The 25,904-nt window shown below is 64.8% G+C and carries 25 protein-coding genes, 1 tRNA gene and 1 pseudogene; 13 read left to right on the top strand and 14 right to left on the bottom strand.

What is annotated here, in order from left to right; translation table 11 throughout:
- Positions 1 to 198: 198 nt before the first annotated feature.
- Positions 199 to 273 (top strand) — tRNA-Arg (locus ACTJLC_RS22135).
- 113 nt (positions 274 to 386) lie between these two features.
- Here the strand turns inward: ACTJLC_RS22135 and ACTJLC_RS22130 are convergent.
- The 3 genes from ACTJLC_RS22130 to ACTJLC_RS22120 form a co-directional block, all read right to left on the bottom strand.
- On the bottom strand, positions 387 to 1,091 hold the full coding sequence (locus ACTJLC_RS22130; RefSeq protein WP_083085404.1) for a glutathione S-transferase N-terminal domain-containing protein: 705 nt from the start codon (positions 1,089 to 1,091) through the stop codon (positions 387 to 389).
- A gap of 207 nt (positions 1,092 to 1,298) precedes the next feature.
- Positions 1,299 to 1,520 carry a hypothetical protein gene (locus tag ACTJLC_RS22125; RefSeq protein WP_083085406.1) on the bottom strand — a complete coding sequence of 74 codons (222 nt, stop codon included), beginning with the start codon at positions 1,518 to 1,520 and terminating at the stop codon, positions 1,299 to 1,301.
- A gap of 192 nt (positions 1,521 to 1,712) precedes the next feature.
- Positions 1,713 to 1,904, bottom strand: a complete 192-nt coding sequence (locus tag ACTJLC_RS22120) for a CsbD family protein (RefSeq protein ID WP_073432721.1) — start codon at positions 1,902 to 1,904, stop codon at positions 1,713 to 1,715.
- 163 nt (positions 1,905 to 2,067) lie between these two features.
- Between ACTJLC_RS22120 and ACTJLC_RS22115 the strand changes: the two genes are divergently transcribed.
- From ACTJLC_RS22115 to ACTJLC_RS22095, 5 genes are all read left to right on the top strand, one after another.
- Positions 2,068 to 2,394: a hypothetical protein gene (locus tag ACTJLC_RS22115; protein ID WP_073432719.1), complete on the top strand. Its 327-nt coding sequence runs from the start codon at positions 2,068 to 2,070 to the stop codon at positions 2,392 to 2,394.
- Between the two features lie 274 nt (positions 2,395 to 2,668).
- Positions 2,669 to 3,955 (top strand): DNA (cytosine-5-)-methyltransferase, encoded by a 1,287-nt coding sequence (gene dcm, locus ACTJLC_RS22110; RefSeq protein WP_310132081.1) that lies wholly within the window; start codon positions 2,669 to 2,671, stop codon positions 3,953 to 3,955.
- 42 nt (positions 3,956 to 3,997) lie between these two features.
- Complete coding sequence (locus tag ACTJLC_RS22105; protein WP_310132082.1) at positions 3,998 to 4,444, top strand: very short patch repair endonuclease; 447 nt, start codon at positions 3,998 to 4,000, stop codon at positions 4,442 to 4,444.
- Between the two features lie 161 nt (positions 4,445 to 4,605).
- Positions 4,606 to 5,109: a YbhB/YbcL family Raf kinase inhibitor-like protein gene (locus ACTJLC_RS22100; protein WP_073432713.1), complete on the top strand. Its 504-nt coding sequence runs from the start codon at positions 4,606 to 4,608 to the stop codon at positions 5,107 to 5,109.
- Between the two features lie 137 nt (positions 5,110 to 5,246).
- Entirely contained in the window at positions 5,247 to 6,692 is a 1,446-nt protein-coding gene (locus ACTJLC_RS22095) for an MFS transporter (RefSeq protein WP_310132084.1), read from the top strand.
- Positions 6,693 to 6,872: 180 nt separating this feature from the next.
- On the opposite strand, the gene otsA is transcribed toward ACTJLC_RS22095, so the two are convergent.
- From otsA to ACTJLC_RS22065, 6 genes are all read right to left on the bottom strand, one after another.
- Complete coding sequence (gene otsA, locus ACTJLC_RS22090) at positions 6,873 to 8,300, bottom strand: alpha,alpha-trehalose-phosphate synthase (UDP-forming) (protein WP_440845124.1); 1,428 nt, start codon at positions 8,298 to 8,300, stop codon at positions 6,873 to 6,875.
- A gap of 211 nt (positions 8,301 to 8,511) precedes the next feature.
- Positions 8,512 to 8,724 (bottom strand): hypothetical protein, encoded by a 213-nt coding sequence (locus ACTJLC_RS22085; protein WP_310132087.1) that lies wholly within the window; start codon positions 8,722 to 8,724, stop codon positions 8,512 to 8,514.
- Between the two features lie 151 nt (positions 8,725 to 8,875).
- Entirely contained in the window at positions 8,876 to 9,097 is a 222-nt protein-coding gene (locus ACTJLC_RS22080; RefSeq protein WP_310124539.1) for a hypothetical protein, read from the bottom strand.
- A 991-nt stretch (positions 9,098 to 10,088) separates the two neighbouring features.
- Positions 10,089 to 11,489: a sigma-54-dependent transcriptional regulator gene (locus tag ACTJLC_RS22075; protein WP_073430729.1), complete on the bottom strand. Its 1,401-nt coding sequence runs from the start codon at positions 11,487 to 11,489 to the stop codon at positions 10,089 to 10,091.
- A 296-nt stretch (positions 11,490 to 11,785) separates the two neighbouring features.
- Positions 11,786 to 12,052 carry a hypothetical protein gene (locus ACTJLC_RS22070; RefSeq protein WP_310132090.1) on the bottom strand — a complete coding sequence of 89 codons (267 nt, stop codon included), beginning with the start codon at positions 12,050 to 12,052 and terminating at the stop codon, positions 11,786 to 11,788.
- 47 nt (positions 12,053 to 12,099) lie between these two features.
- Positions 12,100 to 12,417 carry a DUF883 family protein gene (locus ACTJLC_RS22065; protein ID WP_073430731.1) on the bottom strand — a complete coding sequence of 106 codons (318 nt, stop codon included), beginning with the start codon at positions 12,415 to 12,417 and terminating at the stop codon, positions 12,100 to 12,102.
- A gap of 356 nt (positions 12,418 to 12,773) precedes the next feature.
- On the opposite strand from ACTJLC_RS22065, the gene ACTJLC_RS22060 reads away from it, so the two are divergent.
- The 3 genes from ACTJLC_RS22060 (at position 12,774) to ACTJLC_RS22050 (ending at position 15,339) form a co-directional block, all read left to right on the top strand.
- The gene (locus tag ACTJLC_RS22060) at positions 12,774 to 13,832 is read left to right on the top strand and encodes a sigma-54 interaction domain-containing protein (RefSeq protein WP_073430732.1); all 1,059 of its coding nucleotides are present in this window, start codon (positions 12,774 to 12,776) and stop codon (positions 13,830 to 13,832) included.
- 350 nt (positions 13,833 to 14,182) lie between these two features.
- Complete coding sequence (locus ACTJLC_RS22055; RefSeq protein WP_440845121.1) at positions 14,183 to 14,761, top strand: hypothetical protein; 579 nt, start codon at positions 14,183 to 14,185, stop codon at positions 14,759 to 14,761.
- Positions 14,758 to 15,339 carry a hypothetical protein gene (locus ACTJLC_RS22050; RefSeq protein ID WP_310132093.1) on the top strand — a complete coding sequence of 194 codons (582 nt, stop codon included), beginning with the start codon at positions 14,758 to 14,760 and terminating at the stop codon, positions 15,337 to 15,339. Before ACTJLC_RS22055 ends, ACTJLC_RS22050 begins: the two co-directional genes overlap by 4 nt.
- Positions 15,340 to 15,429: 90 nt before the next feature.
- Here ACTJLC_RS22050 and ACTJLC_RS22045 read toward each other — a convergent pair whose 3' ends face one another.
- Together ACTJLC_RS22045 and ACTJLC_RS22040 are read right to left on the bottom strand one after the other, a co-directional pair.
- The gene (locus ACTJLC_RS22045) at positions 15,430 to 16,776 is read right to left on the bottom strand and encodes an ABC transporter ATP-binding protein (protein ID WP_310132096.1); all 1,347 of its coding nucleotides are present in this window, start codon (positions 16,774 to 16,776) and stop codon (positions 15,430 to 15,432) included.
- 18 nt (positions 16,777 to 16,794) lie between these two features.
- Positions 16,795 to 18,546, bottom strand: a complete 1,752-nt coding sequence (locus ACTJLC_RS22040; protein ID WP_310118617.1) for an ABC transporter permease — start codon at positions 18,544 to 18,546, stop codon at positions 16,795 to 16,797.
- Between the two features lie 706 nt (positions 18,547 to 19,252).
- Between ACTJLC_RS22040 and ACTJLC_RS22035 the strand changes: the two genes are divergently transcribed.
- Both ACTJLC_RS22035 and ACTJLC_RS22030 read left to right on the top strand, forming a co-directional pair.
- On the top strand, positions 19,253 to 20,944 hold the full coding sequence (locus tag ACTJLC_RS22035; RefSeq protein ID WP_073430737.1) for a sensor domain-containing diguanylate cyclase: 1,692 nt from the start codon (positions 19,253 to 19,255) through the stop codon (positions 20,942 to 20,944).
- 138 nt (positions 20,945 to 21,082) lie between these two features.
- Positions 21,083 to 21,349 (top strand): hypothetical protein, encoded by a 267-nt coding sequence (locus tag ACTJLC_RS22030; RefSeq protein ID WP_073430738.1) that lies wholly within the window; start codon positions 21,083 to 21,085, stop codon positions 21,347 to 21,349.
- Positions 21,350 to 21,409: 60 nt separating this feature from the next.
- Here the strand turns inward: ACTJLC_RS22030 and ACTJLC_RS22025 are convergent, their stop codons facing one another.
- Together ACTJLC_RS22025 and ACTJLC_RS22020 are read right to left on the bottom strand one after the other, a co-directional pair.
- Complete coding sequence (locus ACTJLC_RS22025; RefSeq protein WP_310132100.1) at positions 21,410 to 22,726, bottom strand: ATP-binding protein; 1,317 nt, start codon at positions 22,724 to 22,726, stop codon at positions 21,410 to 21,412.
- Positions 22,710 to 23,435 carry a response regulator gene (locus ACTJLC_RS22020; protein ID WP_073430740.1) on the bottom strand — a complete coding sequence of 242 codons (726 nt, stop codon included), beginning with the start codon at positions 23,433 to 23,435 and terminating at the stop codon, positions 22,710 to 22,712. Before ACTJLC_RS22020 ends, ACTJLC_RS22025 begins: the two co-directional genes overlap by 17 nt.
- Positions 23,436 to 23,654: 219 nt before the next feature.
- Between ACTJLC_RS22020 and ACTJLC_RS22015 the strand changes: the two genes are divergently transcribed.
- Positions 23,655 to 24,188 carry a periplasmic heavy metal sensor gene (locus ACTJLC_RS22015; RefSeq protein ID WP_073430741.1) on the top strand — a complete coding sequence of 178 codons (534 nt, stop codon included), beginning with the start codon at positions 23,655 to 23,657 and terminating at the stop codon, positions 24,186 to 24,188.
- Between the two features lie 175 nt (positions 24,189 to 24,363).
- On the opposite strand, the gene ACTJLC_RS22010 is transcribed toward ACTJLC_RS22015, so the two are convergent.
- On the bottom strand, positions 24,364 to 25,074 hold the full coding sequence (locus tag ACTJLC_RS22010) for a pirin family protein (RefSeq protein WP_310132103.1): 711 nt from the start codon (positions 25,072 to 25,074) through the stop codon (positions 24,364 to 24,366).
- 565 nt (positions 25,075 to 25,639) lie between these two features.
- On the opposite strand from ACTJLC_RS22010, the pseudogene ACTJLC_RS22005 reads away from it, so the two are divergent.
- Positions 25,640 to 25,780 (top strand): annotated as a pseudogene (locus ACTJLC_RS22005) (ABC transporter substrate-binding protein); the annotation flags it as partial.
- Positions 25,781 to 25,904: the final 124 nt, after the last annotated feature.

Here is a 25,904-nt window from a genome sequence, read left to right as displayed (position 1 = left end):
CTGACGCAGTGCCAGATCATTTTCCGGTGCTACAGGATCGACCTGTAGCAAAAAGTGCAGCGAAGACTGCTATAAACTGGGGTTCACAGGCTGTCACGGCGCTTCATTTAGGAAGAAGCAGAAAAGTCGGAAACGCCCGCGGGATAAGGCTGAAGCCAGTAGCAGCAAGGCTGCGGTCTTCCCATTGCCAATATCCATCTCCCTGTAGTTCAATGGATAGAACAAGTGCCTCCTAAGCGCTAGATACAGGTTCGATTCCTGTCAGGGGGACCAAGTAGCTTCCCAGCCTCACCCAAGTTTGCCCAGAAAAGCCCCGTACGCCTTGCGCTGCGGGGCTTTTTTCTACCCACAATTGCCCAACACAACCCAGATTCCCTAGGAATGCATCACTGCCGCTTCGGAATCTCCAATCCCCTCACCACCGCCGGACGGGCGACGAACGCGGCCAGCACGCGCCTCACGTTCGCAAAATCCTGGATGCCGACGAGTTCACCCGCCTCATAGAAACCGATCAGATTGCGCACCCAAGGAAACGTCGCGATATCGGCAATCGAATAGGTGTCGCCGAGAAGCCACTCACGTCCTTCGAGCCGCTGGTCCAGCACGCCGAGCAGGCGCCTCGACTCGGCGACATAGCGATCGCGCGGACGTTTGTCCTCGTACTCCTTGCCGGCGAACTTATGGAAGAAACCGAGCTGGCCGAACATCGGGCCAATGCCGCCCATCTGGAACATCACCCACTGAATCGCTTCATAACGGCCGGCGGCGTCGCGCGGAATCAACTGGCCCGACTTGTCCGCGAGATACAGCAGAATCGCGCCGGATTCGAACAGCGGCAGCGGCTTATCGTCAGGACCGTTCGGATCGATGATCGCGGGAATCTTGTTGTTCGGATTGACCGACAGAAATTCCGGCGTCATCTGATCGTTGGTGTCGAAGCGCACGAGGTGGGGCTCGTACGGCAGACCGGTCTCCTCGAGCATGATCGACACCTTCACGCCGTTAGGCGTGGGCAGCGAATAGAGCTGAATCCGCTCGGGATGCGCGGCAGGCCATTTCTTCGTGATCGGGAAGGCGGATAGATCGCTCATGTGCTGACGTAACCTTTGTGCGAGAGTGGCGACGGGTAATTGGACTCGGGGTCGTCGGTCGACCGACCGAAATCAAGGCCCCGAACGCGCGAGCGCCAAATATAAACCGACTCCGCGCAACGCGTGCGCAAACGCGCATCAGCGAACGTGGGACTTCGGAGTTCGATCCGCAGCCGGTTCCCTCACCAAACCCACCGACGCCAGCCGTCACCACAAGTCTTTCGTCGCCGTACCGGCGCGCAGGTTATATCCTTCGCGCCACAATGCCGCGCCGATGGTCAGCATCAGCATCTTCTGCTCGCCGTCGAACTGATCCCAGGCCGAAGCAAGCCAGGTCGCAAAGCTCGCGCAAGCGGGTTCGAGGTCGACGGGCACCTTGCCCTCCAGGTACTGCCGCTCGAACATCGAGAGTATTTTTTCGGGTGTCATGGGCGTCTCCTGCTTATTGTTGGATGCGCCAAGTCTAAAGGCGACGCGCGGCGCGCGAAACGTCCGCGGCGCGGACACCGGGTTACTCCCAGGCGAGATCGACCGCGCCGCCGAAGTCCCGCCTCCAAGGCCCGGCCTCGAAAAAAGAAAGGCGCCGAAGCGCCTTCCCGTCGAGCTGCATGCCAACGTGAATTACGGCCTATTGCGTTTTGCGTCGTCCTTGGCGTCTTCCTTTGCATCGCCGTACGCCTTCTGGACCTTGCCGGCGCCTTGCTGCATACCGCCCTTCAGTTCCTTGCCGGGATTGTCCGTGGCCTTGCCCACGGCTTCGTTAACCTTGCCCTTGACCTGCTGGCCCGCACCCTTCACTTGATCCTTGTTCATGTTCGGCTCCCTATCCGCATGTCGGCGCGACATTACGCCAGTAGCCATTTTCAGCAACGGGCGTACCAGGCTGCGTTCGCGTCGATTCCTTCAGCGAAAGGCCCGCACAAAAAAACCGCTAAAGTCCCGCAGCGGCCGGCCGTAAACCCGTCAAGGAGGAGCCATGAACCGCACACTCATCACGCTTTCGGGGTCATCGCAGGCCGCGCTGGCCGATCGGGACATCGCGCACATCACGCGAATCATGCGGCCGGCCCTGCATGGCGACCTGGGCGGACCGATCTTCCCCGCCGCCTACTGGCGCCAGCGTCTGTTCCAGTTGCTCGACACCGGCAGCTTGTCCCACGCGCAACTGTGCGCGGTCGACAGCCTCCTGCTCCAACTCGATCAGTTCGAAAGCGGTCCGCCGCTCGCATGGGACAGGCTGGCCCCCGCGGCCGCCGCATTGTTTCCCCCGCCCTACTCGACCGACGCCGGCCAGTTCGCCTGACGCGCGGCAGCCGTGCGCAGCCCAACCCAACAACGCAGGTCACGCCCCCGCCTCCCGCTTAAAAAAATGGCCGCGAACGACGCCGCGGCCTCAACACGTCGCAACGCGGGGACTTCGCGTCACGCCGCAAGCGTACACGACCCAATGTGACAAAGACGTTTAGCCGATCTCCGCCCGGTAGCGTTCGAAATTTCCTGCCCATCCAGCCCAAAACCGAGAAAAATGGGACGACCTTAGGTCATAATGTCCGCAAAAATTCCCAGCAAGGACACCCGTGACCCTCGCCGCACCGCTCGACCTGCTCAGGCAGGCGCGCGCCCGCTTCACTCAACGCGAAATCGCCGCACACGTCGGCAAGGACATCAAGACGGTGCGTCGCTGGGAAAAAGGCGAAACGCCTTGTCCGGCCATGCTGGAGCCGGCGTTGCGCGACCTGCTGCACACCGGCGCGCGCACGAGTGGCCCGAACGGTACGGCCGGCGACGCCCGATTCCGCTTCATCGACCTGTTCGCCGGCATCGGCGGCATTCGCATGGGGTTCGAGGCGCATGGCGGCGAGTGCGTCTTCACCAGCGAATGGAACGATTTTTCCACCAGGACGTACCGCGAGAACTACCCCGCCGGCGACGCGCACGCGCTGATCGGCGATATCGTGTCGTTCCCCGCCGAGGACGTGCCGAGCCACGACGTCCTGCTCGGCGGCTTCCCCTGCCAGCCGTTTTCGATCGCCGGGGTCAGCAAGAAAAACGCCTTGGGCCGGCCCCACGGTTTCGAATGCACGACGCAAGGCACGCTCTTTTTCGACGTCGCGCGAATCATCGCGGCCAAGCGCCCCGCCGCGTTCCTGCTGGAGAACGTGAAGAATCTGCTCTCGCACGACAAGGGCCGCACCTTCGACGTGATCCTGCAAACCTTGCGCGACGAACTCGGCTACGAAGTGCATTACCGCGTGGTCGACGGCCGGCATTTCACGCCGCAGCACCGCGAGCGCATCATCATCGTCGGCTTTCGCGGCAAGACCGGCTTTTGCTGGGACGACCTGAAGCTGCCGACAACCGGCCCGCGCCTCGGTTCGATCCTGCACCGCACCGACGGCGGCGAGCCGGTGCTGCCGTGGGATCACGACCGCTTCTTCGATCACGCCGGCCAACGCGTGCAGCCCAAGTACACGCTCACACCGAACCTCTGGACCTACCTGCAAAACTACGCGGACAAGCACCGCGCGGCGGGCAACGGTTTCGGCTTCGGCATGGCCTACCCGGACAGCGTCACGCGCACGCTGTCGGCGCGCTATCACAAGGACGGCTCGGAAATCCTCGTTTATCAAGGCGAGGCGCTGCGCCCTCGCCGCCTCACGCCGCGCGAGTGCGCGCGGCTGATGGGCTTTCCCGATACCTTCAGGATTGCGGTCAGCGACACTCAGGCGTATCGGCAATTCGGCAACAGCGTCGTCATGCCCGTGATGCACGAAGTGGCGCGCATCATGCTGCCGCACGTGCAGGCGCTGCTCGCCGGGACGACGCACGATGGCTCGCGGCAGGCTCTATCGCTCCATGCGTGAAACCTCCAATGCGCGCGCCGGTGCGTCGCCACAACCCTGACCATGGTCGATATCGTCGATAGCGCGACGCGCAGCCGGATGATGTCCGGCATTCGCGGCCGCAACACCAAGCCGGAAATCCTGATCCGCAGCCTGCTGCATCGGCAAGGCTTTCGCTTTCGCCTCGACGCGCGCGATCTGCCCGGACGCCCCGACATCGTGCTGCCGCGCTACCGCGCCGTCGTGCTGGTGCACGGCTGTTTCTGGCACGGCCACGACTGCCATCTGTTCAAGTGGCCGCAAACGCGGCCCGAGTTCTGGCGCGAGAAAATCGGCCGCAATCGCAGCAACGACGACAAGGTGCGTGAAACGTTGCTGGCGAACGGCTGGCGCGTCGCCGTCGTGTGGGAATGCGCTTTGCGTGGCGCCAATCGTGATATCGAAGGTGTATTGCGACGGCTTGTCGAGTGGCTGAAAAGCGACGCGCCGGGCTTCGAGGAGCGAGGCTGAAAGCCGCTTGCGGCATGCCGTGCTCACGCGAATGCCGAGGCCGCTGGTGCTACACTCAATTGGCTAACGCAAGGCGCTTTCGCGCGCCGCCATGTCAATGAGCCGGCAGCAAAATCTCGCGCCCCGAGCATCCCAGAACCAACCAGGAAGGGAGGCACACAATGGCTGATTTCCGTCTCTGGTCCGACGATTTCCCCACCAACGGCTTCATGTCGAAAGCCCAGGAATACCACGACAAGTCGTTCGGCGGGGACGGCGAGAACATCTCGCCCGCCCTGCAGTGGGACGCGCCGCCGGCCGACACCCAAAGCTTCGCACTCACCGTTCACGACCCCGACGCGCCCACGGGCAGCGGCTTCTGGCATTGGATCGTGGTCAACATTCCGGCCGACGCGCGCTCGCTGCCGCGCAATGCCGGCAAGGCCGACGGTTCGCTGCTTCCTCAAGGCGCGCTGCAATTGCGCAACGACTACGGCACGGTCGGCTTCGGCGGGGCCGCGCCGCCGCGAGGCGACAGAACGCATCGCTACATTTTCCGGCTGCATGCGCTGAAGGTGCCGCATCTGCCGGTCAATGCGGAGACCACCAACGCGGTCGCGCGCTTCATGACGCACCTGAACGAAATCGACTCCGCCACCCACACCGGCCTGTACGAACTCAAGTAACGCGGAACACGCGACGCCGATGCGCGACAACGGGCACCGGCATCGCCGCTGCCGCGGTCGAGCTTCCGAATGCGGCAAGCAACGCGGGCGGCTCGACGTGCCGCAGCCGAGCCGCTCCACTACAAATCCAATAATCGATGCACGCACGACCATCGCGCCAGAACGATCCCACACCAGCCGAGGCCGCCGACACGCTTCCCGAGGCCACGCACGCGGACAGCGCCGAATCGGGCTTGCCGATCCCGCAACGCTACTGGGCGATGCTCGTCATCGCGCTCGCCCTCACGCTCGCTGTGCTCGACAGCGCGATCGCCAACGTCGCGCTGCCCACCATCGCGCGAAATCTGCGCGCGAGCGCAGCCGGCTCGATCTGGATCGTCAACGCTTACCAGCTCGCCATCACCATTTCGCTGCTGCCGCTCGCCTCGCTCGGCGACCGCATCGGCTATCGGCGCATCTATCTGGGCGGGCTGATGCTGTTTACGATCGCGTCGCTCGGTTGCGCGTTGTCCACCTCGCTGCCGATGCTCGCGCTCGCTCGCGTGGTTCAGGGCTTCGGCGCGGCGGGCATCATGAGCGTGAACACCGCGCTCGTGCGCATGATCTATCCGCGCACGCAGCTCGGGCGCGGCATCGCGATCAACGCGATGGTGGTGGCGGTGTCGTCGGCGGTCGGGCCGACGGTCGCCTCCGGCGTGCTCGCCGTCGCTGCGTGGCCGTGGCTGTTCGCGATCAACGTGCCGATCGGCATCGCGGCGATCGTCGGCGGCTTCAAGGCTTTGCCGTTGAATCCCGGCCATGAGTCGCCCTACGACTACCTGAGCGCGGTGATGAACGCGTTCGTGTTCGGCTTGCTGATTTTCGCGCTCGACGGCCTCGGCCACGGCGAACAGCGCGGCTATGTGGTGCTCGAAGTGCTCGCGGCCGTGGTGATCGGTTACTTCTTCGTGCGCCGTCAGTTGACTCAGGCGGCGCCCCTGCTGCCGATCGACTTGCTGAGGATTCCGGTGTTCGCGCTGTCGATCGGCACCTCGGTCTGTTCGTTCTGCGCGCAGATGCTCGCCTTCGTGTCGCTGCCGTTTTTGTTGCAGGACACGCTGGGTCTGTCGCAAGTGGAAACCGGCTTGCTGATGACGCCGTGGCCGGCGGTGATCATCGTCGCGGCGCCGATTGCCGGCGTGCTGGCGGACAAGGTGTCGTCAGGCTGGCTGGGCGGCGTCGGGCTCGCCACGCTGACAGCCGGCCTGTTGCTGCTCGCCACGCTGGGCGCGCATCCCGAGCCCATGCAGATCGCGTGGCGCATGGCGCTGTGCGGCGTGGGCTTCGGCATCTTCCAGTCGCCGAACAACCGCACCATCCTCGCGTCCGCGCCGCGCGAGCGCAGCGGCGGCGCGAGCGGCATGCTCGGCACCGCGCGGCTGACCGGGCAGACGCTCGGAGCGGCGCTGGTCGCGCTGATCTTCGGCGTCGCGCCTCACCACGGACCAACCGTCGCGCTGTACGTGGCCGCGGGCTTTTCGGCGCTCGCCGCGGTGGTCAGCATGATGCGGATCACGCAGCGAGCCAATCCGCAAGCCGCCTGACTTCGTCGTACATCCGCTCGTCGTGCATCCGCGATAGGCACGAATCACGGGGACACGAAAAGGGCGCGCATCGCACACGGCGATCCGCGCCCTGCTTTTCTCTTCGCGTTTCCCTACATCGCGGTTCAGACGTGACCAGCATGCGCATTCCCGGCGATACCCGCGCAGCCGCTGATCCAGCTACGACGAAGCCGTCACGTCAGCGAGCTTTACCGCGTTGGCCGTCACCGAGGATGCCGTCGCGACGTTGCGCAGATCGGCGAGGAACGTATCGCGCCAGACGGACAGGTTGTTCTCGCGCATCGGCGCCATCATGTCCGCGTGACGCGCCTGACGCTCGGCGAGCGGCATCGACAGCGCACGCTCCAGCGCCTCGGCCATCTGCGACAGATCGAACGGATTGACGACCAGCGCGCCCGGCAGTTGCTCGGCGGCGCCGGCGAATTGCGACAGCACCAGCACGCCCGGATCGGCCGGGTCCTGCGACGCGACGTATTCCTTCGCCACCAGATTCATGCCGTCGCGCAGCGGCGTCACATAGCCGACCTGCGATTGACGGAACAGCGCCATCAGCAGATTGCGTTCGTACTTGCGGTTCAGGTATTGAATCGGCGTCCAGTCGAGTTGCGCGAAGCGGCCATTGATGCGGCCCGCTTCGCCCTCCAGCGTTTGACGAATCCGCTGATAGGTCTGCACGTCCGAGCGCGTCGGCGGCGCGATCTGCACCAGCGACACGCGGCCGTGCCAGCCCGGCGCATTCAGCAGCAGCCGTTCGAACGCCTGGAAGCGCTCCACCAGGCCCTTCGAATAGTCGAGACGGTCGACGCTCATGATCAGCTTGCGTCCGCGCATGCCGTCGCGCAGGCTGCGCACCGGCTTGCGGTCGGTGAACTGCTCGGCGGCCTTGGCGATCGCGTCCGGATAGATGCCGATCGGGTACGCGGCGACCTTGAGAAAGCGGTTGTACGCGTGCACCATGCCGTCCTCGCTCGAGGTGCCGTGCAGGCCGCGCTCGATGAAGTCGACGAACGACTGGCGATCCGCCTCGGTCTGGAAGCCGACCACGTCGTAACTGCACATCGCCTTGACGAGTTCGTCGTGCGGCGGAATCGTGCGCAGCACCTCGGGCACCGGAAACGGAATATGCAGGAAGAAGCCGATCGGGTTCTTCACGCCGAGATCGCGCAGGCAGCGCGCGAACGGCAGCAGGTGATAGTCGTGGACCCAGATGATGTCGTCGGGCCTGAGCAGTTCTTTCAGTTGCCTCGCGAGCGTCGCGTTGACGCGCTGATAACCCGCGTACTCCTGGCGGTCATAGCGCGACAGGTCATTGCGATAGTGGAACGTCGGCCACAGCGTCGCGTTCGAGAAACCGCGGTAGTACTGGTCGTAGTCTCGCTTGGTGAGGCCCACGGTCGCGTAGGTCACGTTGCCCTGCTTTTCGATCACCGGAGGGGACGGCTCGCTCACCGTCTCGCCGCTCCAGCCGAACCAGACGCCGCCGGTTTCCTTCAACGCGTCCAGCACACCGATCGCAAGACCTCCCGCTGCGGGACGGCCTTCCTGCGTCGGCGCGACACGATTCGATACCACGATCAGTCTGCTCATTGGCGCTCCACCTAGTTCAGTTGTTTCGTTGCATACGGATATGTGCCGCAACGTGCATGCAAGCCGCGTGCCGTTTTCGCAAGGAATCGAAATAAAAATGTATGCAAATGTGACGGGCGAGCAGGAACACGCGACTTGTTCGAGCCGCGAAGAAATTTTTTCTGCTTATACGATCGACGTTAGGACGGTTTTCGCCTGCGGGGGCGCGAATTCAGGCGTCCTGCTCGGAGCCCAGATCGCGCTGGTATTCGAGGCCTTCCGGGCGCACGCCGCCCTGATTGTGCTCGCCGTCCGGGGGGGCGTCGGGCACGACGCGGTTCTGCGCGGCGGGATCGGGCGACGTCGGCGGACCGCTTTTGGCCGCGTCGGGCCGGGAATCGCGCTTTGCGTGGCGCGCGGAACGTCGCAGTGCTGGGTGTCTCATGATCGCTGCCTCCAAGGAAGCCCGCCGCGATGAGCGGCATCAATTGAAGTCTAGGGCTTCATGGCGCCGGATTGCCGGTAAAAGATGCGTCGGCTTTGTAACAAGTACATAAATTCGCCTCGCCAGTATGGGGCACGGCGCGCCGGGCGTGTCAGAGTTGCATGCCTCGCGGCGGACGCTGACAGGCTTGTGGCGCTTGGGTGGGCTGCGGCGGTGGATCGCCTATCGGCGGCGGCACCGGTTCGGCTGGTTCGGGAGTCGGATTCGGAATGATGTCCGGCTCGCCCGGCGTGTTGGGCGGCGATGGCGGCTCGATCGGCTCGGGGCGGTGCGCATGCAGGGGCGGCGCGGACGCGGCGGCGTGGTGTGGCATGTCGGTTTCCTCGTCTTTTTGTGGTCTGTATTCGAGGGGAGCAAGGGGTGTGCCGGTTGGGTTTTGGTTGCGCCGGTTTTTTTGCCTGCTCGGCGGCTTGGGGTTGTTGGCCGGTATCGTTGGCCTTTCCTTGATTTGTTAGTGGTCTATTAGGGTCGCCCCTGTGCGGGGCGGCACCTACTTTCTTTGCCGGCCGCAAAGAAAGTAGGCAAAGAAAGCGGCTCACACCGCCAGCTTTCAAGCGGGTCCCCTGGCTTGGAGGGGGCAGTGGTGCATCTGGAATCGGTGTTCTCGCGCATTCGGCGTTCGTGACAAGGCAGTCATACTTCCCGCCTCGCGCTGCGCGCTCGCCGGAAGCGGCGCGCACGGAAACCAGCGGTTTCATTGCGCGTGTTGGGGGCCATCGGCTTCGCCTCGGCGAGACGCCGCAACCGGGCGGCGTTCTCAGCGTGGCGCTGGACGGAGCGAGCTAACGATGGGACGGCGCACCGACGCGCGCAGCAACTCAACGGCGTTCGGCGAAACGACGGCTGCGGCGAGCAGCGCGAACGGTTTGGAAAAGTAGTGTGAACGCAGAAACTGCCTGCGGTTTGATGAAGTACCGCAAACGCCGAAGCTACCCGCGGTTTGATGAAGTACCGCAAACACCGAAGCTACCCGCGGTTTGATGAAGTACCGCAAACACCGAAGCTACCCGCGGTTTGATGAAGTACCGCGACGGCGCGCGCAGCGCCGCCGGAAGAATGACTGCCTTGTCACGAGCGCGGAGTGCGCGAGGGCACGGATTCCAGATGCACCACTGCGCCCTCCAAGCCAGGAGACCCACTTCAAAGCTGGCGGTGTGAGCCGCTTTCTTTGCCTACTTTCTTTGCGGCGGCAAAGAAAGTAGGTGCCGCCCCGCACAGGGGCAACCCCAATAGACCACTAACAAATCAAGGAAAGGCCAAAAACAACAAAACCACAACCCAAGCCGCCGAGCAGGCAAAAACCTTCAAACATCCGCCCCACCCAAAGCCCGCGACTCATCCGCCGAATCCCCTTCCTCCCGCGCATCATTCCCATACTCGACAAGCCGGTTATACAGCGTCTTCAGACTGATCCCGAGAATCTCCGCGGCACGCGTCTTCACCCCACCGCATTGCTCGAGCGTCGCGAGAATCAGTTGACGATCCGCCTCGGCGAGCGACGTGCCAAACGGTATCGTGATCGCCGTGCCGGCGGTAGGCTTCGACAACGTGATCTGCAACGGCACGGTCGCCGTGCTGTCGGAGTCGGTCCCCGACATGATGTGCGCGCGCTGCACGTAGTTCTTCAGTTCACGCACATTGCCCGGCCACGGGTACGACAGCAGCATTTCCTTCACCGCCGCCGGGAAATGCTTCTTCGTGCCGTGGCGTTCGTTCAGTTCGTCGAGGAACGCCTGCGCCAACAGTTCCACGTCCTTGCCACGCTCGCGCAGCGGCGGCAGGCTGATCGGAAACACATTCAGACGGTGGTACAGGTCGAGCCGCAGTTTGCCTTCGAGCACGGCCTGCTCGGGATCGCGATTCGTGGCCGCGATGAGGCGCACGTCGGTTTCGATTTCCTTCGTCGTGCCGACCCGCATGAACATGCCGGTTTCGAGCACGCGCAGCAACTTCACCTGCAACTCGATCGGCATCTCGGTGATTTCGTCGAGGAACAGCGTGCCGCCGTTCGCGCGCTCGAAATAGCCCTTGTGCTGACGGTCAGCGCCGGTAAACGAGCCGCGCTCATGACCGAACATCTCCGATTCGATCAAGTTCGGCGAAATCGCGCCGCAGTTCACCGCCAGAAACGCATGCTTGCGGCGCAAGCTCAGTTCGTGCAGCGTCTGCGCGGCGACTTCCTTGCCGGTGCCCGATTCGCCCACCAGCATCACGGAGGCCGCCGTCGGCGCAACGCGGCCGATCTGGTCGTACACCTCCTGCATGGCCGGCGAGTTGCCGAGCATCAAACCGAAGCGGCCCATGCGCCGCAACTCGCCGCGCAACGTGCCGATTTCCGCCTTGAGGTCGCCCGCGCGCGGCAGGCGCGACAGAATCGCCTTCACGCGCTGCATGTTGATGGGCTTCACGAGGTAATCGGTGGCGCCCATTTTCAGCGCGCTCACCGCCGACTCCACCGTGGCGTGACCGGTAATCACGATCACTTCCACGCCCGAGCGCGGATCCAGATCTTCGAACAGATCGACCCCGCTGCCGTCGGGCAGCTTCAGGTCGGTAAAGACGACGTCCGGCATTTGCCGGACCAGTTGAATGCGCGCTTCGCGCAGATCGCCCGCGGTGGCGGTGGTCAAGCCGTCTTCCCCGATGATGGCGGAAAGCGCCTCGCGGGTACCGGCATCGTCATCGACAATCAGTACATGTGGCATCGCGTCTCGAGAGCCTGAAAGCGTGAGTGAAGAAACATGCTAACGCGCATGCCGGAAAAACGGGTCGCGGTCCGTTGCCTCGCGACGCTGCACCAGCACCGGACGCCAGCGTGTCGCAAAAACGCAGAACCTTCGACTTAGTGCAATAACGCAACAATGGCCAGATAAATTCGCATGCGCGATGGGTCATTGTTGTTTATTTGCCTATTATACGGCTTTATCGAGACAAACCGGCAGTGCGTGCCCGAGCGCGCTCGACGCTCGGTACGCCGGCCGAGCACCGCGTGAAGGCGTGGTCAGCCATGTGGAAACGGCCACGCACCGCCGTTGCCGTTCGGATGCGCCGAGCCGTTGCCGCCATGCGTGGCCGGCGCGGTCGCCGCCGCCGTGCCACCGGCGGGCGTGGCAGGCGTTTCCGCCACCGCGCCGCCCTCGCCCTCCCAGCGGCTCAGTTCACGCGCCGCCGGAATCTGCGCGGCGCGGCTACGCTGCACGTAGCGGACCGCGAGAAAGCCGCCGAGCGCCATCAACGCGCCGAAGATGCCGATTTTGGGTCGTGTCATCGCGAACTCCTTTGTCGTCGTGAAGCGGATACGTGCCGAACCGGGCGTTAGCGCGCGCTCAGCACGCCGAGCAGGAAGCCGACGCCCGCGGCAATACCAATCGCGCGCCACGGGTTGTGCCGCACATACTGTTTCGTGTTGACCGCGGCAACCCGATAGCGCCGCTGCGCGCCTTGTTGCGCATCGCCGAGCGCGGATTGCAGCGTCTCCACATGCGTGCCCAGCTTGTCGCGCAACACGCCGACGCCCTCGCCCGGCACGTTGGCCGCAAGCCGCAGCATTTCCTCCGAATCCTTCAGCAGCACTCGCAGGTCCTCGACAATCTTCTGCCCGCCGAGCGCAAGCTGTTGCGTGGTGTCAGTCATCATTCACTCCTCGTCTGAGTTCAGCGGCCGCGGGTGGTTCCGGGTCCGTCATCGCCGATGACGACGCGCATTCGTCGCACACCAAGCCGCGACAGGTCATCGCGCGGGAAACACATGCCTATCGGCTGCATCGCGCAAGGCGCGTGCCCGGTAAAACTATCGCGCGCTCGCGGCGCGGCCGCGCTTCAGGCAGTTTCGACCGACTTCGCACGAATGTCGCGGCTCGTCGTTACACGGATTGCCGTAAGCGGCCTGCAAGTGGTTAAATCGACCTTTGTGAGAGACGGCTTCGGCCCATCTCGTTCCCAGGCCTGCGCGCCGCAACAACGAACCCCCTGGCACAGGACTCCCCGTTTATGACGTCAATCGATGTGGACTCGCCCAGCGTCTCCGCCGGCGGCGGCGCTTCGGCAAACGCGAAGCAACGCGTCGCGGACGTCCCGGGACTGAAATCGTATGGGCTGCTCTACGGCTCGTCGCCGGTGATGCTCGATCTGTACGAGCAGATCGAGCGCGTTGCCGGCACCGACGCGACCGCTCTCATCATCGGCGAATCCGGCACGGGCAAGGAATTGATCGCCCGCACGATTCACGATCAAAGCGGCCGCAAGAACGCACCGTTCGTCGCCGTGAACTGCGGCGCGATCCCCGACGAACTGATCGAAGCCGAACTGTTCGGCCACGAGAAAGGCAGCTTCACGGGCGCGGTTCAAGGCCGCATCGGCTACTTCGAACACGCGAACGGCGGCACGCTGTTCCTCGACGAAGTCACGGAAATGGCGCCGGTGCGCCAGGTCAAGCTGTTGCGCGCGCTCGAGACAGGCACCTTCTATCGGGTCGGCGGCAACCAGTTGATCAGCGGCGACGTGCGCGTGATCGCCGCCACCAATCGCGACCCCGCGGTGGCCGTCAAGGAAAACGGCCTGCGTGAAGATCTCATGTATCGACTCGCGGTGTTTCCATTGCGCGCGCCGCCGTTGCGCGAGCGCGAAAACGATCGCGAACTGCTCGCGCAGCATTTCCTCGCGCAGTTGAACCACCAGGAGGGTGCGAACAAGAGCTTCAGCAAGCGCTCGATCGAAACGCTGCGCACCTGGTCGTGGCCGGGCAACGTGCGCGAGTTGAAGAACGCGGTTTATCGCGCGTTCATTCTCGCGGAGAAGACGGTCGAGCTGCCGCACCCGCACCTCGCGTCGCGTGTGAAGAAGCCCGTGACCCAGGGCGACGCGATGAGCGTGTGGATCGGCACGCCGCTCGCCGACGCGCAAAAGCAGATCATTCTCGGCACGCTCAAATATTGCGGCGGCGACAAGCGGCGCGCGGCCAAGGCACTCGGCGTGAGTCTGAAGACGCTGTACAACCGCCTGAGCGCTTACGGCGGCGAAGACGGCCCCGAGGAAGAAATCGAGCCGTAAGCCTCGGCTGCAACGCTCACGTGATTCAATCGCGTGAGCGCGCCTTTGGTTGGCCGGTGCCGGAAGTTCGCACGCTAGATGCAAAGGAACGTGCAACGAGCGCGTTCAGCGCGTCACGCAATCTCTTATCGATCCCTTCGCATCGCCAATCAAATCGGCGGTCACCGCAAGCAGAAACCGATTTGCCTCGCATCATCTTTTGCAATTCCTTGCACTTTCCCTCTGCCAATTACAAATGGCATCCTGCAAAATGCGGCAGCGCATATTGCAACGATGGAAAGGCGTGCCGCTCGTTCACACATCGGTTTCGAGTATGAGCGCGCGACACTTGCAGGAGCACGGACAGGGACATGCAAAAAAGTATCGTGTGGGCGGCGGGCGTGAAACAAACGACGAGGCGCGGACGCATCAATACAACAGCGCTCGTTGCGTTGGCAGTGGCGGTGACGTCGGCGCTGAGCGGCTGTAGTTCGCTCTATTCCGAGGGCGCCACCACAAGCGCCGGTATCGCGGGCGCCGCGCTCGCGGCGAAGGTCACCAGCAATGCGGCCGTCGCCACCGGCATCGGTCTCGGCGCGGTGGCCGCGGCCCGCGCCGGCGTCCAGTACTCCGAGCGCGTGGTTCACAAGAACACGCAGGACGGCATCGCAAGAATCGCCGGGCCGCTCGAGGTCGGCGCGGTCGCGCCGTGGAGCGTCACTCACTCGGTGCCGATCGAGGACGACGAACATGGCCGCGTCACGGTCAGCCGCACGATCAGCACGGGCGCACTCGACTGCAAGGAAATCGTTTTCTCGGTCGATCAAACCGCCACCAAGAATGTGCCGGCAAGCAGCGCGTTCTACGTCGCGTCGATCTGCCGCGACGGCGACAACTGGAAATGGGCATCGGCTGAACCCGCCACCGAACGCTGGGGCGCGCTGCAATGACGGCGCGCTTGCATCTGCGTTTGCTGGCGGATCGGCGCCAGCGTCCGCTTTTCCGCACGGCTTCGCTTTCCGGCAACCGGCTGCGGCTTCTGCTGGCCGGCGCGGTCTGTGTCGGGGCGAGCCTGTTGACGAGCGGCTGTTCGTCGGTCGGCGCGGCGAGCGGCGCGGCGGCCGGCGTCGCGTCCGGTCTCATCACATCGAATCCGGCGGTGGGCATTGGCGTCGGCATTGCCGTGCAGGCCGCGACCGACGAAGCGATCGGCCGCTACATGCGCACCATGCACACCGACCAGCAGAATATGATCGCCGCATTGGCGGGCGCGATGCCGGTCGGCGAGACGCGGCCGTGGGCGGTCAAGCATGCGCTGCCGATCGAGAACGGCCACGGCCAGGTGCGCGTGACGCGCGCGTTCGGCTCGGCCCTCGCGCTGTGCAAGGAGTTCGTGTTCTCGGTGCAGGACGGCGACGGCCCGAACGCACATGAAGACTGGTACACCGCGAGCGCCTGCCGGCAGGACAAAGGCTGGAAGTGGGCGTCCGCGGAACCGGCGGTCGCGCGCTGGGGCGCGCTGCAATAAGCGCGCTGCAAAACTCTCGGGCGGCAATGAAAAAACGGCAGGGTCTTCCTGCCGTTTTTACTTGAAACGCGTCAATCGGCCGGAACGCGCTTAAGACTCCACGTCTTCCAGGCTGAAGATTTCCGTCTGGTCGTTGTACGAGAAGATCTCGCCATAACGGCCCCAGTTGATGACCGCGTCGAGCGTCTCTTCCGCGGCGCTGTCCGACAGGAAATCCTCCAGCTCCTGCTCGAAGCGCACGCGCGGCGCGCGATGCCCCGGCCGCTCATTCAGCACCTTCTTGATCCGCGCGGCGAGCGGCACGTGCCGCAGCAGATGCTCGGCGAACATCATCTTGCGTTCCTGGGTGCCGAACTCGGCGAACACACGCGCCGGCGGCGTCAGGAAAATATCGCCCTCGCGCACGTCCGCGAAGCCCAGGTGTTGCAGCACTTCGGCCACCGGGAACAGATCGTCCACTTCCAGATGCAGCGAGCGCGCGATCTCCGGCATGTCGGCGCGGCCATGATACGGCGCGGCGGCGAGCGTCTCGATCAGACCGGCCATCAGGTTGGTCGACACGTGCGGCAGCCAACTGTGCAGCTCCAGCCCCTTCTTGGTCTTTTCGTCGGTCTGACGCGCGGTCATCTTCGCGTAGATCTCGTCGACCAGCCGCCGGAACGCCGGATCCAGCCGGTTGCGCGGATGCTTGAACGGCACCTTGATCTCGGCGATCACGCGGCCCGGATTGGACGACAGCACGAGAATCCGGTCGCACATGAACACCGCTTCCTCGATGTTGTGCGTGACGATCAGCACCGCCTTGATCGGCATGCGGCCTTGCGTCCACAGATCGAGCAAGTCGGTGCGCAGCGTTTCGGCCGTGAGCACGTCGAGCGCGGAGAACGGCTCGTCCATCAGCAGCAGCGTGGGATCGACCACCAGCGCGCGCGCGAAACCGACGCGCTGACGCATGCCGCCCGACAACTCGCGCGGATAAGCATTCTCGAAGCCGTCGAGACCGATCAGGTCGATCGCGGCAAGCGCGCGTTCGCGGCGCTCGCGCGCGGCCACGCCCTGCGCCTCGAGACCGGCTTCGACGTTCTGCAGCACGGTCAGCCACGGGAACAGCGCGAAGGTCTGAAACACCATTGCGACGCCTTTCGCGGGACCGTCGAGCGGCTTGCCCATATACGTCACTTCGCCGTCGGTCGGTTCGATCAGACCGGCGATGATGCGCAACAGCGTCGACTTGCCCGAGCCTGAGCGGCCCAGCAAACCGACGATCTCGCCTTCGCGCAGCGACAGGTTCGCGTCGTCGAGGACGAGCAGTTCGCCCTGCGACTTGTTGAACCCGCGGCACACGTCCTTGACGCGCAGGATCTCTTCGCCGAGGCGCGGCGGCTTCGGCGGCGTCTGGATCGGCGCGGCGGTCATAGCAGCTTTAGAATTTTGCATCGCGTTTTGCCTTATTACTCAATCGAGCCGGAGCTTGGCTTCGGCATAGGCGTACATCGGACGCCACAGCAGGCGGTTGAACAGAGTCACGAACAGGGACATCACGGCGATGCCCACGATGATCTTCGGGTAGTCGCCCGCCTCGGTGGACTGCGCGATGTAGGCGCCGAGTCCGTGCGCCATCACCCTGGTGTCGCCCCACTGAACGAATTCGGCGACGATGCTCGCGTTCCACGCACCGCCCGAGGCCGTGATCGCGCCCGTCACGTAGTACGGGAAAATGCCCGGCAGAATGGCCTGGCGCCACCATTGCCAGCCGCGAATGTGGAAGTTCTTGGCCGCCTCGCGATAGTCGTTCGGATAGGAGGTCGCGCCGGCAATCACGTTGAACAGGATATACCACTGGGTGCCAAGCACGATCAGCGGCGACAGCCAGATATCCGGGTTCAGATGGAAGCGCACGATCGCGATGACGAACACCGGGAACAGCAGGTTGGCCGGAAACGCGGCCAGAAACTGCGCGAGCGGCTGGATCTTTTCGGCAAGCGCCGGACGCAGCCCGATCAGCACACCCACCGGCACCCACACCACCGACGCCAGCGCGATCAGCAACACCACGCGCAACAGCGTGATGAGACCCAGCACGAGCACATGGCCGACTTCGTCGAGCGAGACGCCGGTGCGCACGTAGATGAACACCCGATACACCACGTACACGGTGCCGGCCAGCACCAGCGCCGCCCACGCGATGTCGCCAACGCGCGAGCGCTTCTGGATCCGCGGCATCTGAAAGCGCCGCCCCTGGATCGCCGGCAAGCGGAACGGCACGCGCGCGGCCTTCGCGAACATCCAGCCGAGCGGCACGAGCAGGCGGTGAATCAGACGCGTGCGGCGAATCAGGTCGAGCAGCCACGATTCGGGCGCGTCGCCCGAACTGGTGGTTTCCATGCGGAACTTGTCGGCCCATGCGACGAGCGGACGGAACAGCAACTGGTCGTAGGCGAGAATCACGACCGTCATCGCGAGGATCACCCAGCCGATCGCGTGCAGGTTCTGCTCGACGATCGCCTGCGCCAGATAGGCGCCGATCCCCGGCAGCGTGATCGAACGATTGCCGACCGTGATCGCCTCGGAGGCGACCACGAAGAACCAGCCGCCCGACATCGACATCATCATGTTCCAGATGAGGCCGGGCATCGAGAACGGCACTTCCAGCTTCCAGAAGCGCTGCCACGAGGTCAGGTGAAAGCCGCGCGAGACCTCGTCGAGATCGCGCGGCACGGTGCGCAGCGACTGATAGAAGCTGAACGTCATGTTCCACGCCTGGCTCGTGAAGATCGCGAAGATCGCCGCGAGTTCGGCGCCGAGCACGCGGCCCGGAAACAGCGCGAGAAAGAACGTGACCGTAAACGAGATGTAGCCGAGCACCGGCACCGACTGCAGGATGTCGAGAATCGGCACCAGCACGAGACCCGCGCGGCGGCTCTTGGCGGCCAGCGTGCCGTAGGCCAGCGTGAAGATCAGCGAGGCGACCATGGCCGCCAGCATGCGCAGAGTGGTGCGCATCGCATATTCAGGCAGGTTCGAGGGATCGAGCGAGATCGCCTGGGTCTTGAGCGTCGACATCGGCGCGAGCGTCTCGTGAAAGCCGATCGCCGCCATCGCGATGATGCAGATGATCAACGGAAAGGCGACGAAGTCCCAGCGATTGGGCAACACCCGCCATGCCGACGCATTGGCGGTGCGCTTCAGGTTGAAGTTGAAATCCATCAGGCGCGCTCCCCGTTCATGCAGGCGTTCGAACGCGGGAAGGCGGCCGCGGCTTCGCCGCGGCGGTCTGAAGATCGGTCCGGAAAGCGGAAATCAGGCATGGCAAAACGCGTGTGCGCGGTAAATCGTTAGCGTGGGTGACACGTGGACCGGTGACGGACGTGTCCGTGGACGAGTCGCCCAGGACCGTAACCATCAACCCGGACTCCCGTCGCCGCAGGCGCCGCCCGTGGGCTGGCGAGCTTTCCTTCTTTTGGACGGCACGACACTACACCATCCTATGTTTCAGGCACAACCTTTCATGGCAAATCGCGGCGAATAACAGCAGCGCTCCGCCGCCGGTCCTTTCACTAACGCCGCCCATGCCTTGCCGCGAGCCGTTGCTCACGGTGCGAACACCAACATGTCCGATAAGAGCCAAGGCGCGGCGGCCGAAGCGATCTGGAAAACCCGCATAGCCATTCAGAAACCGGTGGCCTGGCCGTTAAGAACCTGATCGGTGCGCCGCGCGCACTTCGCATTCCCGGAATAAGGGTGGCGTCTGTCCCCACGACGGTTAAAATCAGGAGGCGAGGCGCCACATCGCGGTTTATCCCGGACCACGGCGGCGGCCTATCGCCAACCGCTTCAACAGCAGCGAAACGGCGCGGGCGCGCTGCCACGAATGAGCTAGTTGCATGTCACAGCCAGACGGATCAGAGGGTCGATGAACAGGACAACCTTGCGCCAGGCAACCGGGCCGATCAGTTTCGCGCTGGTCATACTGGTTTGCTGGTTCGTGGCCGGCATGGTCGCGGACCGGATGGTACAGCAAGAGCTGGGCGCGGCCTTGCGCGCGCAGCGGCAAATGTCCACCTCGATCGTCGACAACATGGCCGAGGTGATCGCCAGCGACCTCGCCATGTCTCGGGCCATTCCCGCGACCATGGCCGAAATGGACCTGATCCAGCACGCGCTGGTGCAATCGCAGAATTATGCCGCGAACGGCGAAGCGACGGAACCCGCCCGCCGCGCCGCGTTGTTGAAAGACGCGCGGATCACCGCCGTGAGCGGCTTCCTGCACGACGCGCAAGGCTTCTCCGGACTCGACCAGATCTGGCTCGTCAACGCCAACGGCATTTGCGTCGCATCGAGCGACTCGATCAATAACGCGTCAGCGGCGGAGCGTTCGTTCGTCGGCGTCGACATGCGCTCGCGCAGCTATTTGACGAGCGCGCTGGTCGGCGCGTTTTCGGAAGCCTACGGCGTCGGCCGCACGAGCGGCGAGCCGGGCATCTTCATTGCCGCGCCGGTGTACGCGGACGGTGTGCTGGTCGGCGTGGTGTCGGCGAAGGTCGGGATCGCGCGGCTGCGCCACTGGGTCGCGCATGCCGGGACCTTCGTCGCCGACGAGAACGGCGTCATCATCATGGCGCACAACAGCGAGCTCGAAGGCCACGCGCTGCCGAATTCGCGCGTCACGCAGATGAGCGTGTCAGAGCGCAGGCTCATCTATCGCCGCGAAACCTTTCCGGACATGCGCATCAAGGTTGATGCCCAGGTGCGCGAGCAGGCGCCCTGGGTGCCCACGGCCGTCGCCGGGCAACTGTTCGGCATGACCGAGCAGCCCACGCCGTCGCTCTATCAGGCTCGCGGCGGACTAAACTCGGGGCTGTCGGCGCATCTGGTTGACCCGCTCGCGGCGTGGCCCGAACTGCTGCGCAATCATAAGCGCGACCATCTGCTGGTGTTCCTGACGCTGGCCGGCACGGTTGCGCTCGCGTGGGTGATCACGGTCTCGTATGTGCGCGAGCGGCGCCACCACCGCGCGACGCGCGATCTGGCCGAGCAACTGCAATCGGCCAATACCTTGCTCTCGGCCGAGGCGCGTCACGATGCGCTGACGGGCGCGCTGTCGCGGCGCTATTTCCTCGATCTGCTGCGCCACGAGATCGAACGCGCGCGTGCGAACAACGAGCCGCTGTGCATGGCGATCGCCGACCTCGACCACTTCAAGCAGATCAACGACCGCTTCGGCCATGCCGCCGGCGACCGCGCGCTCGAGCATTTCGTCGAGACGTGCCGCACCGAGTTGCGCGGCGCCGATGCGATCGGCCGGCTCGGCGGCGAGGAGTTCGGCCTGCTGCTGCCGGCCACGGATCTGGCCGGCGGGCGCGAGGTGGTCGAGCGACTGCGCCTGCGTCTGAAAGCGGTGCCTTCACCCAAGCTGCCGCCCTCCGTGGGCTTGAGCGTGAGCATCGGCATCACGGAACTCTCGCCCGACGATCTGCCCGAGCGGATCATGAGCCGCGCCGACACGGCGCTGTACGCGGCGAAAACAGGCGGCCGCGACCGCACCGAAGCGCTCCCGCCCGACGACACCGCGCCGCCCGCGCGCACGGTGGCCAGCGTCTGGTAAAGCCGTCTTGCCGAGCCGGCGTCGGATCGAGCGCGTTCGCTGATGCAACGCAAGTCCCGGCCTCGGGGTCCCGTGGCGAAGCAGGTATCATCGACCTGAATATCGAGGTTGCCGCTACCGCTTTAACGGGAGATTTGCATGAAGGGAAATCTGGTCATTGTCTGTCGCGATCAGGATGCTGACGCGTTCGACCATCTGCTGGCCGAATACGGCGCGTTCCAGACGCGCCTGTCATCCACGACGTGGTATCTGAAACTGGATGTCGCGCCGGAACTGATTCAGGAAGAGATACTCGCGAGGTTGGGCAAATACACCACGCACTACATCTTCGAAGCCGAAACGGTGACGTGGAATACGGTGGACAGCGAAGCGGCGACCGCGCTGAACACGCTGTTCTCCGACTAACGCGCACGCAGCGCAAGCGCGCCTGCGATACCGCCACAGCGGAGCGGGCGCCAGCCGAATCTACCAGGCGCTTTCCGAGGCGGCCGCGGCACGCGGCACCGCCTGAAACGGAAAGCTCATCGACACCCGCAAGCCACGCCCGCCGTGGTTGCCGATTTCCCACTCCCCGCCCGCACGCCGCACCAGCCGCTCGACGATGGCAAGGCCGAGGCCGCTATGGCCGTTGCCGCCGCGCGCCGGATCGAGCCGCACGAACGGCCGGCTGGCATTGACGACATCTTGCGCGGCGATGCCGCCGCCGTTGTCGCTCACCGACAGCGTGAAGCCTTGCGGCGTACGCGCCGTGGCGACGACGATCGGCGGCGCGCCGTAGGCGTGCGCGTTATCCAGCAGGTTCGAGAGGATGCGGTCGAGCGTGGCGGCGGGCAGCACGAATCCCGGCCCCGCGTGCAGTTCGGTCTGCACGGTGGGCGCACCCGCGGCCACCGCGCGATAACTGCGCACGACCCGCTCGCATTGCGCGTCCACTTCGACCGCTTCGCTGCGATCGGCACCGTCGTGCGCGAACACCAGGAACTGCTCGACGATGTGCGTCATCGAATCGACGTCGCGCACCACGCCATCGCGCATCTTCGGCTCATCCATCATTTCGGCGCGCAGGCGCAAACGCGCCAGCGGCGTTTTCAGGTCGTGCGCGACGCCCGCGAGCATCACCGCGCGGTCGTTCTCGGTTCGCTCCACTTCACGCACCATCTGGTTGAAGCCATGCGTGAGCTGACGCAATTCGCGCGGACCGCGCTCGGGCACCGGCGGCACCGGCAAGCCGCGACCGAAGCGCGCCACCGCCTGGGCGAGCGAGCGCAACGGCTGCTGCAACGCCCACGCGGCGAACAGCGCCGCCATCACGGCGAACGAGAAAATGATGGCGAGCCACAGCACCATGCGGTCGATCGAGCGCGGCGGGCGCAATGGCTGCAGCGGCACGACGATCCAGCTGCGGTCCGTGGGGGCGCGCACCCACAGCGTAGGCGGGTGGCCCGGCCGGTCGATCCGCACCTGGGTGCCGGAGGGCATGCGATCGCGGACGTCATCGAGAAAACGGCTGGGCGACGGCGGCAGATCCGGGTTATCCGCGGGCACGTCGGGGCTTGCCGGATCGACCAGCTTGACGCGTGACGGCAAGGGCTGATCCGGCGAACGGGCGACGTGCTGGCGCACCGCGTCGACGAGAAAAACGGCTTCCTCGACGGCATAGCGCGTTTGCGACTGGCTACGCTCCAGACGCATCAACGCGTACCAGGCGAAATGCGACAGCAGCAGCACCGCGACGACTAGCAGCGCCAGCCGCCCGAACAGCGAATCAATGGGCCGGCGCATGCTGGTCGCCGTCGGGGACGAACACGTAGCCGCGGCCGCGCACCGTCTGAATGAAGCGCGGCGTGGACGGATCGGTTTCGAGGATGCGGCGCAGACGCCACACCTGCACGTCGATACCGCGGTCGGTGCCGTCGTATTCCGGACCGTGCAGCAGTTCGAGCAGGCGCTCGCGGGTGAGCGTGCGCATGGGGTGATTGACGAAAATCTTCAGCAGCGCGAATTCGCTGCCCGACAGCGTGAGCGGCTTGTTTTCCATATGCAGCGTGCGCGACTGGAAATCCAGCGTGAAGCGGCCGAAGCTGAACGGCTCGCGCTGCTCCGGCGCCGCCGACGACGGCAGCGTGCGGCGCCGCCGCAGCACCGCCTGCACGCGCGCCAGCAACTCGCGCGGGTTGAACGGCTTGCCGAGGTAGTCGTCGGCGCCGAGCTCGAGCCCGACGATACGGTCGACGTCGTCCGCACGCGCGGTGAGCATGATCACGGGAATGTCGTCGCCCGAGGCGCGCAGCTTGCGCAGCGCGGTCAGCCCGTCGACGCCCGGCATCATCAGGTCGAGCACGATCAGGTCGGGACGCTCGCGTTCGAGCCTGCGCTCGAGCGAGGCGGCGTCATGCAGCACCGACACCTCGATGCCCTGACGGGCCAGATAGTCGCGCAGCAGGTCGCGCAATTCGACGTCGTCGTCGACAACAAGTATTTGAGTAGCCATGGAATGAAGTTTAACGCGCAGCAGGAAGGGTTTCTGTTTCGATAAGGCCCGCAAGGGTTACCGGGTGTTACCGTGAAAGCCGCACGTAATGGCCCGTAATAGCGGCATCGAGCCGCGTAACACAGCCCGAGGCGCAGTTCTCTACGCTGTGTCTTACCGAATGCAGGCCGCCTACTTTACCGGTTGCATCGTCGGCTATTCCATTACAAGGAGCCTCATATGTCCACCAAAAAGATCTCGCGCGTTCTCGCCGTTGCCGCCACCGCTCTCGCCATCGGCGCCGGCGCCGCCTATGCCGCGCAACCCGCTCACGAGGCCCGCGGCGGCCCCGGCGGCTGGCATGGCCACTTCATGAAGGAACTCACGCAACTGCACGATCAGTTGAAGCTGAACGCCGATCAGGAACGGCAGTGGCAAGCCGCGCTCGACACCATGAAGCAGAACCACGAGGCGATGCGCGCCGATCACGAGCAGATCAAGAGCCAGTTCAAGGCCGCGCAGCAACAGCCGATCCTGGATCTGAACGCGATGGCCGCCGCGCACCAGCAGATCGAGCAGAAAGACGCGCAACTGCGCCAGCAAACCACGGATACCTGGCTCAAGTTCTATAACGGCCTGAACGACCAGCAGAAGACCACCGTCAGCACGGCGCTGAAGCAGCGCTTCGCGAAGATGGAAGCGCGTCACGAGAAGATGCGCGAGCGCTGGGAGCATCGCAAGGGCGCGGCGTCGGCGCCGGCCGCCAGCCAGTAAGCGCACTGGGCGGGAAGACCGGCGGCCCGCGCGGCCGTCTCGCGAATGCAGAAACGCCACGGAGGTATTCCGTGGCGTTTCTGTTTGGCCTCGCGGCTGCGCGTCCGGCCATTCCGTCGATGAATGCCTTGCGAGCGATCCGCGTCGATCCTTGCCCGCGCGCCCCGTTGGGCGTTTAGCCGTCGAGCGGGCCGAGATCGAACAGCAGTACTTCCGCGTCCTCGCCCTTCTCCAGCGTCACGGTATCGACGCCGGTCAGCTTGGCCGCGTCGCCGGCCTGAAGCGCTTCGCCGTTCACGGTCAGCGCGCCGCGCGCCACATGCACATAGGCCTGGCGACCCCGCGGCAACGCGAAGCGGGCCTCTTCCGCGCCGTCGATCAACGCCGCGTGGATCGACGCATCCGCATGAATCGTCACCGAGCCGTCGCGGCCGTCGGGCGAAGCGATCACACGCAGACGGCCGCGCTTGTCGGCGGCGTCGAAATGTTTTTCCTCGTAGCCGGGCGGGTCGCCCGCGCGTTGCGGGATCACCCAGATCTGCAGCAGGTGCACCGGCTCATCCGGCGACGCGTTGAACTCGCTATGCATGACGCCCGTGCCGGCGCTCATGCGCTGCACGTCGCCGTAACGGATGGTCGAACCGTTGCCCATGCTGTCACGGTGAGCAAGCGCGCCGTCGAGCACATAGGTGACGATCTCCATGTCGCGATGCCCGTGCGCGCCGAAACCCTGGCCGCCCGCGACGCGGTCTTCATTGATGACCCGCAGCGGGCCGAAATGCATGTTCCGCGGATCGGCATAGTCGGCAAACGAGAAGCTGTGATACGAGTCGAGCCAGCCGTGGTTGGCATGGCCGCGTTCGGCGGAACGGCGAATCTCGATCATGGTGTACTCCGATGAGTCAATAGCGATGCACGGAATGTATGGGCACGGCCGCCGCTAAACAATCGGCGTGGGCGCACTGGAGCGTTCCATAAATCGGCGCAATCGGGCGCCGACGCGGCGCGTGGCGCTTGCGGTCCCGCTGCCGCGGCCTACCCCACGGCCGGCTGAGGACCGGCGGGCGACAGAACCTCGTTCCGATGTCCGGCCGCCACGGCGGACCACGGTCTGCGAAACCGAAACGGCGTCGCGCTCGCACAACGCCCGCGCCGGCCTGGTTGCCGCTGTCGCGCTGCGGACTGGCGTCGCGTGTCTGTTCGGGTAAAATACCGCGCTTTTCAAGCCGTGTGGGCACGCGGAAGACGCAAGCGGGCGGCGCCTGCATCCCGGCCGCGCCGGGGATCGCAGCGGTGCCCTCGTGACGTCAAAAGGCCGCCGGCGCGATGCAGGCCGGATTTCCCCAGCGCGGCGCGACAATTTTGACCGCCTAGAATAGCGACGGCCAGCCACGAGCCGGCGGGTCGCCGGGATCGGCGCATCACGACGATCAGTTTGATCCAGGAGAAACATGAAGAAGCTCGCACTGCGCGTGGCGCTTGCCGTCACGGCCGGGAGCGCCGTGGCAACAGAATGGAAAACCGTGCGCATCGGGGTGGACGCCAGCTATCCGCCGTTCGAATCGAAGGCGGCGGGCGGCGAGCCGCAGGGGCTGTCCGCCGGCTGCGGAATACAGTCGACATAGCTTCAGGACCAGTTTCAAAACGAGAGTCGAAAAGCGCGCACGGCCGGCAACGGCCATGCAGTCATGATTTGCACAGCGGTGCGCTGTGCGC

The organism is Paraburkholderia sp. 22099 (assembly GCF_052045835.1).
Lineage (GTDB): Bacteria > Pseudomonadota > Gammaproteobacteria > Burkholderiales > Burkholderiaceae > Paraburkholderia > Paraburkholderia terricola.
This window is presented reverse-complemented; position numbering and strand designations above follow the sequence as displayed.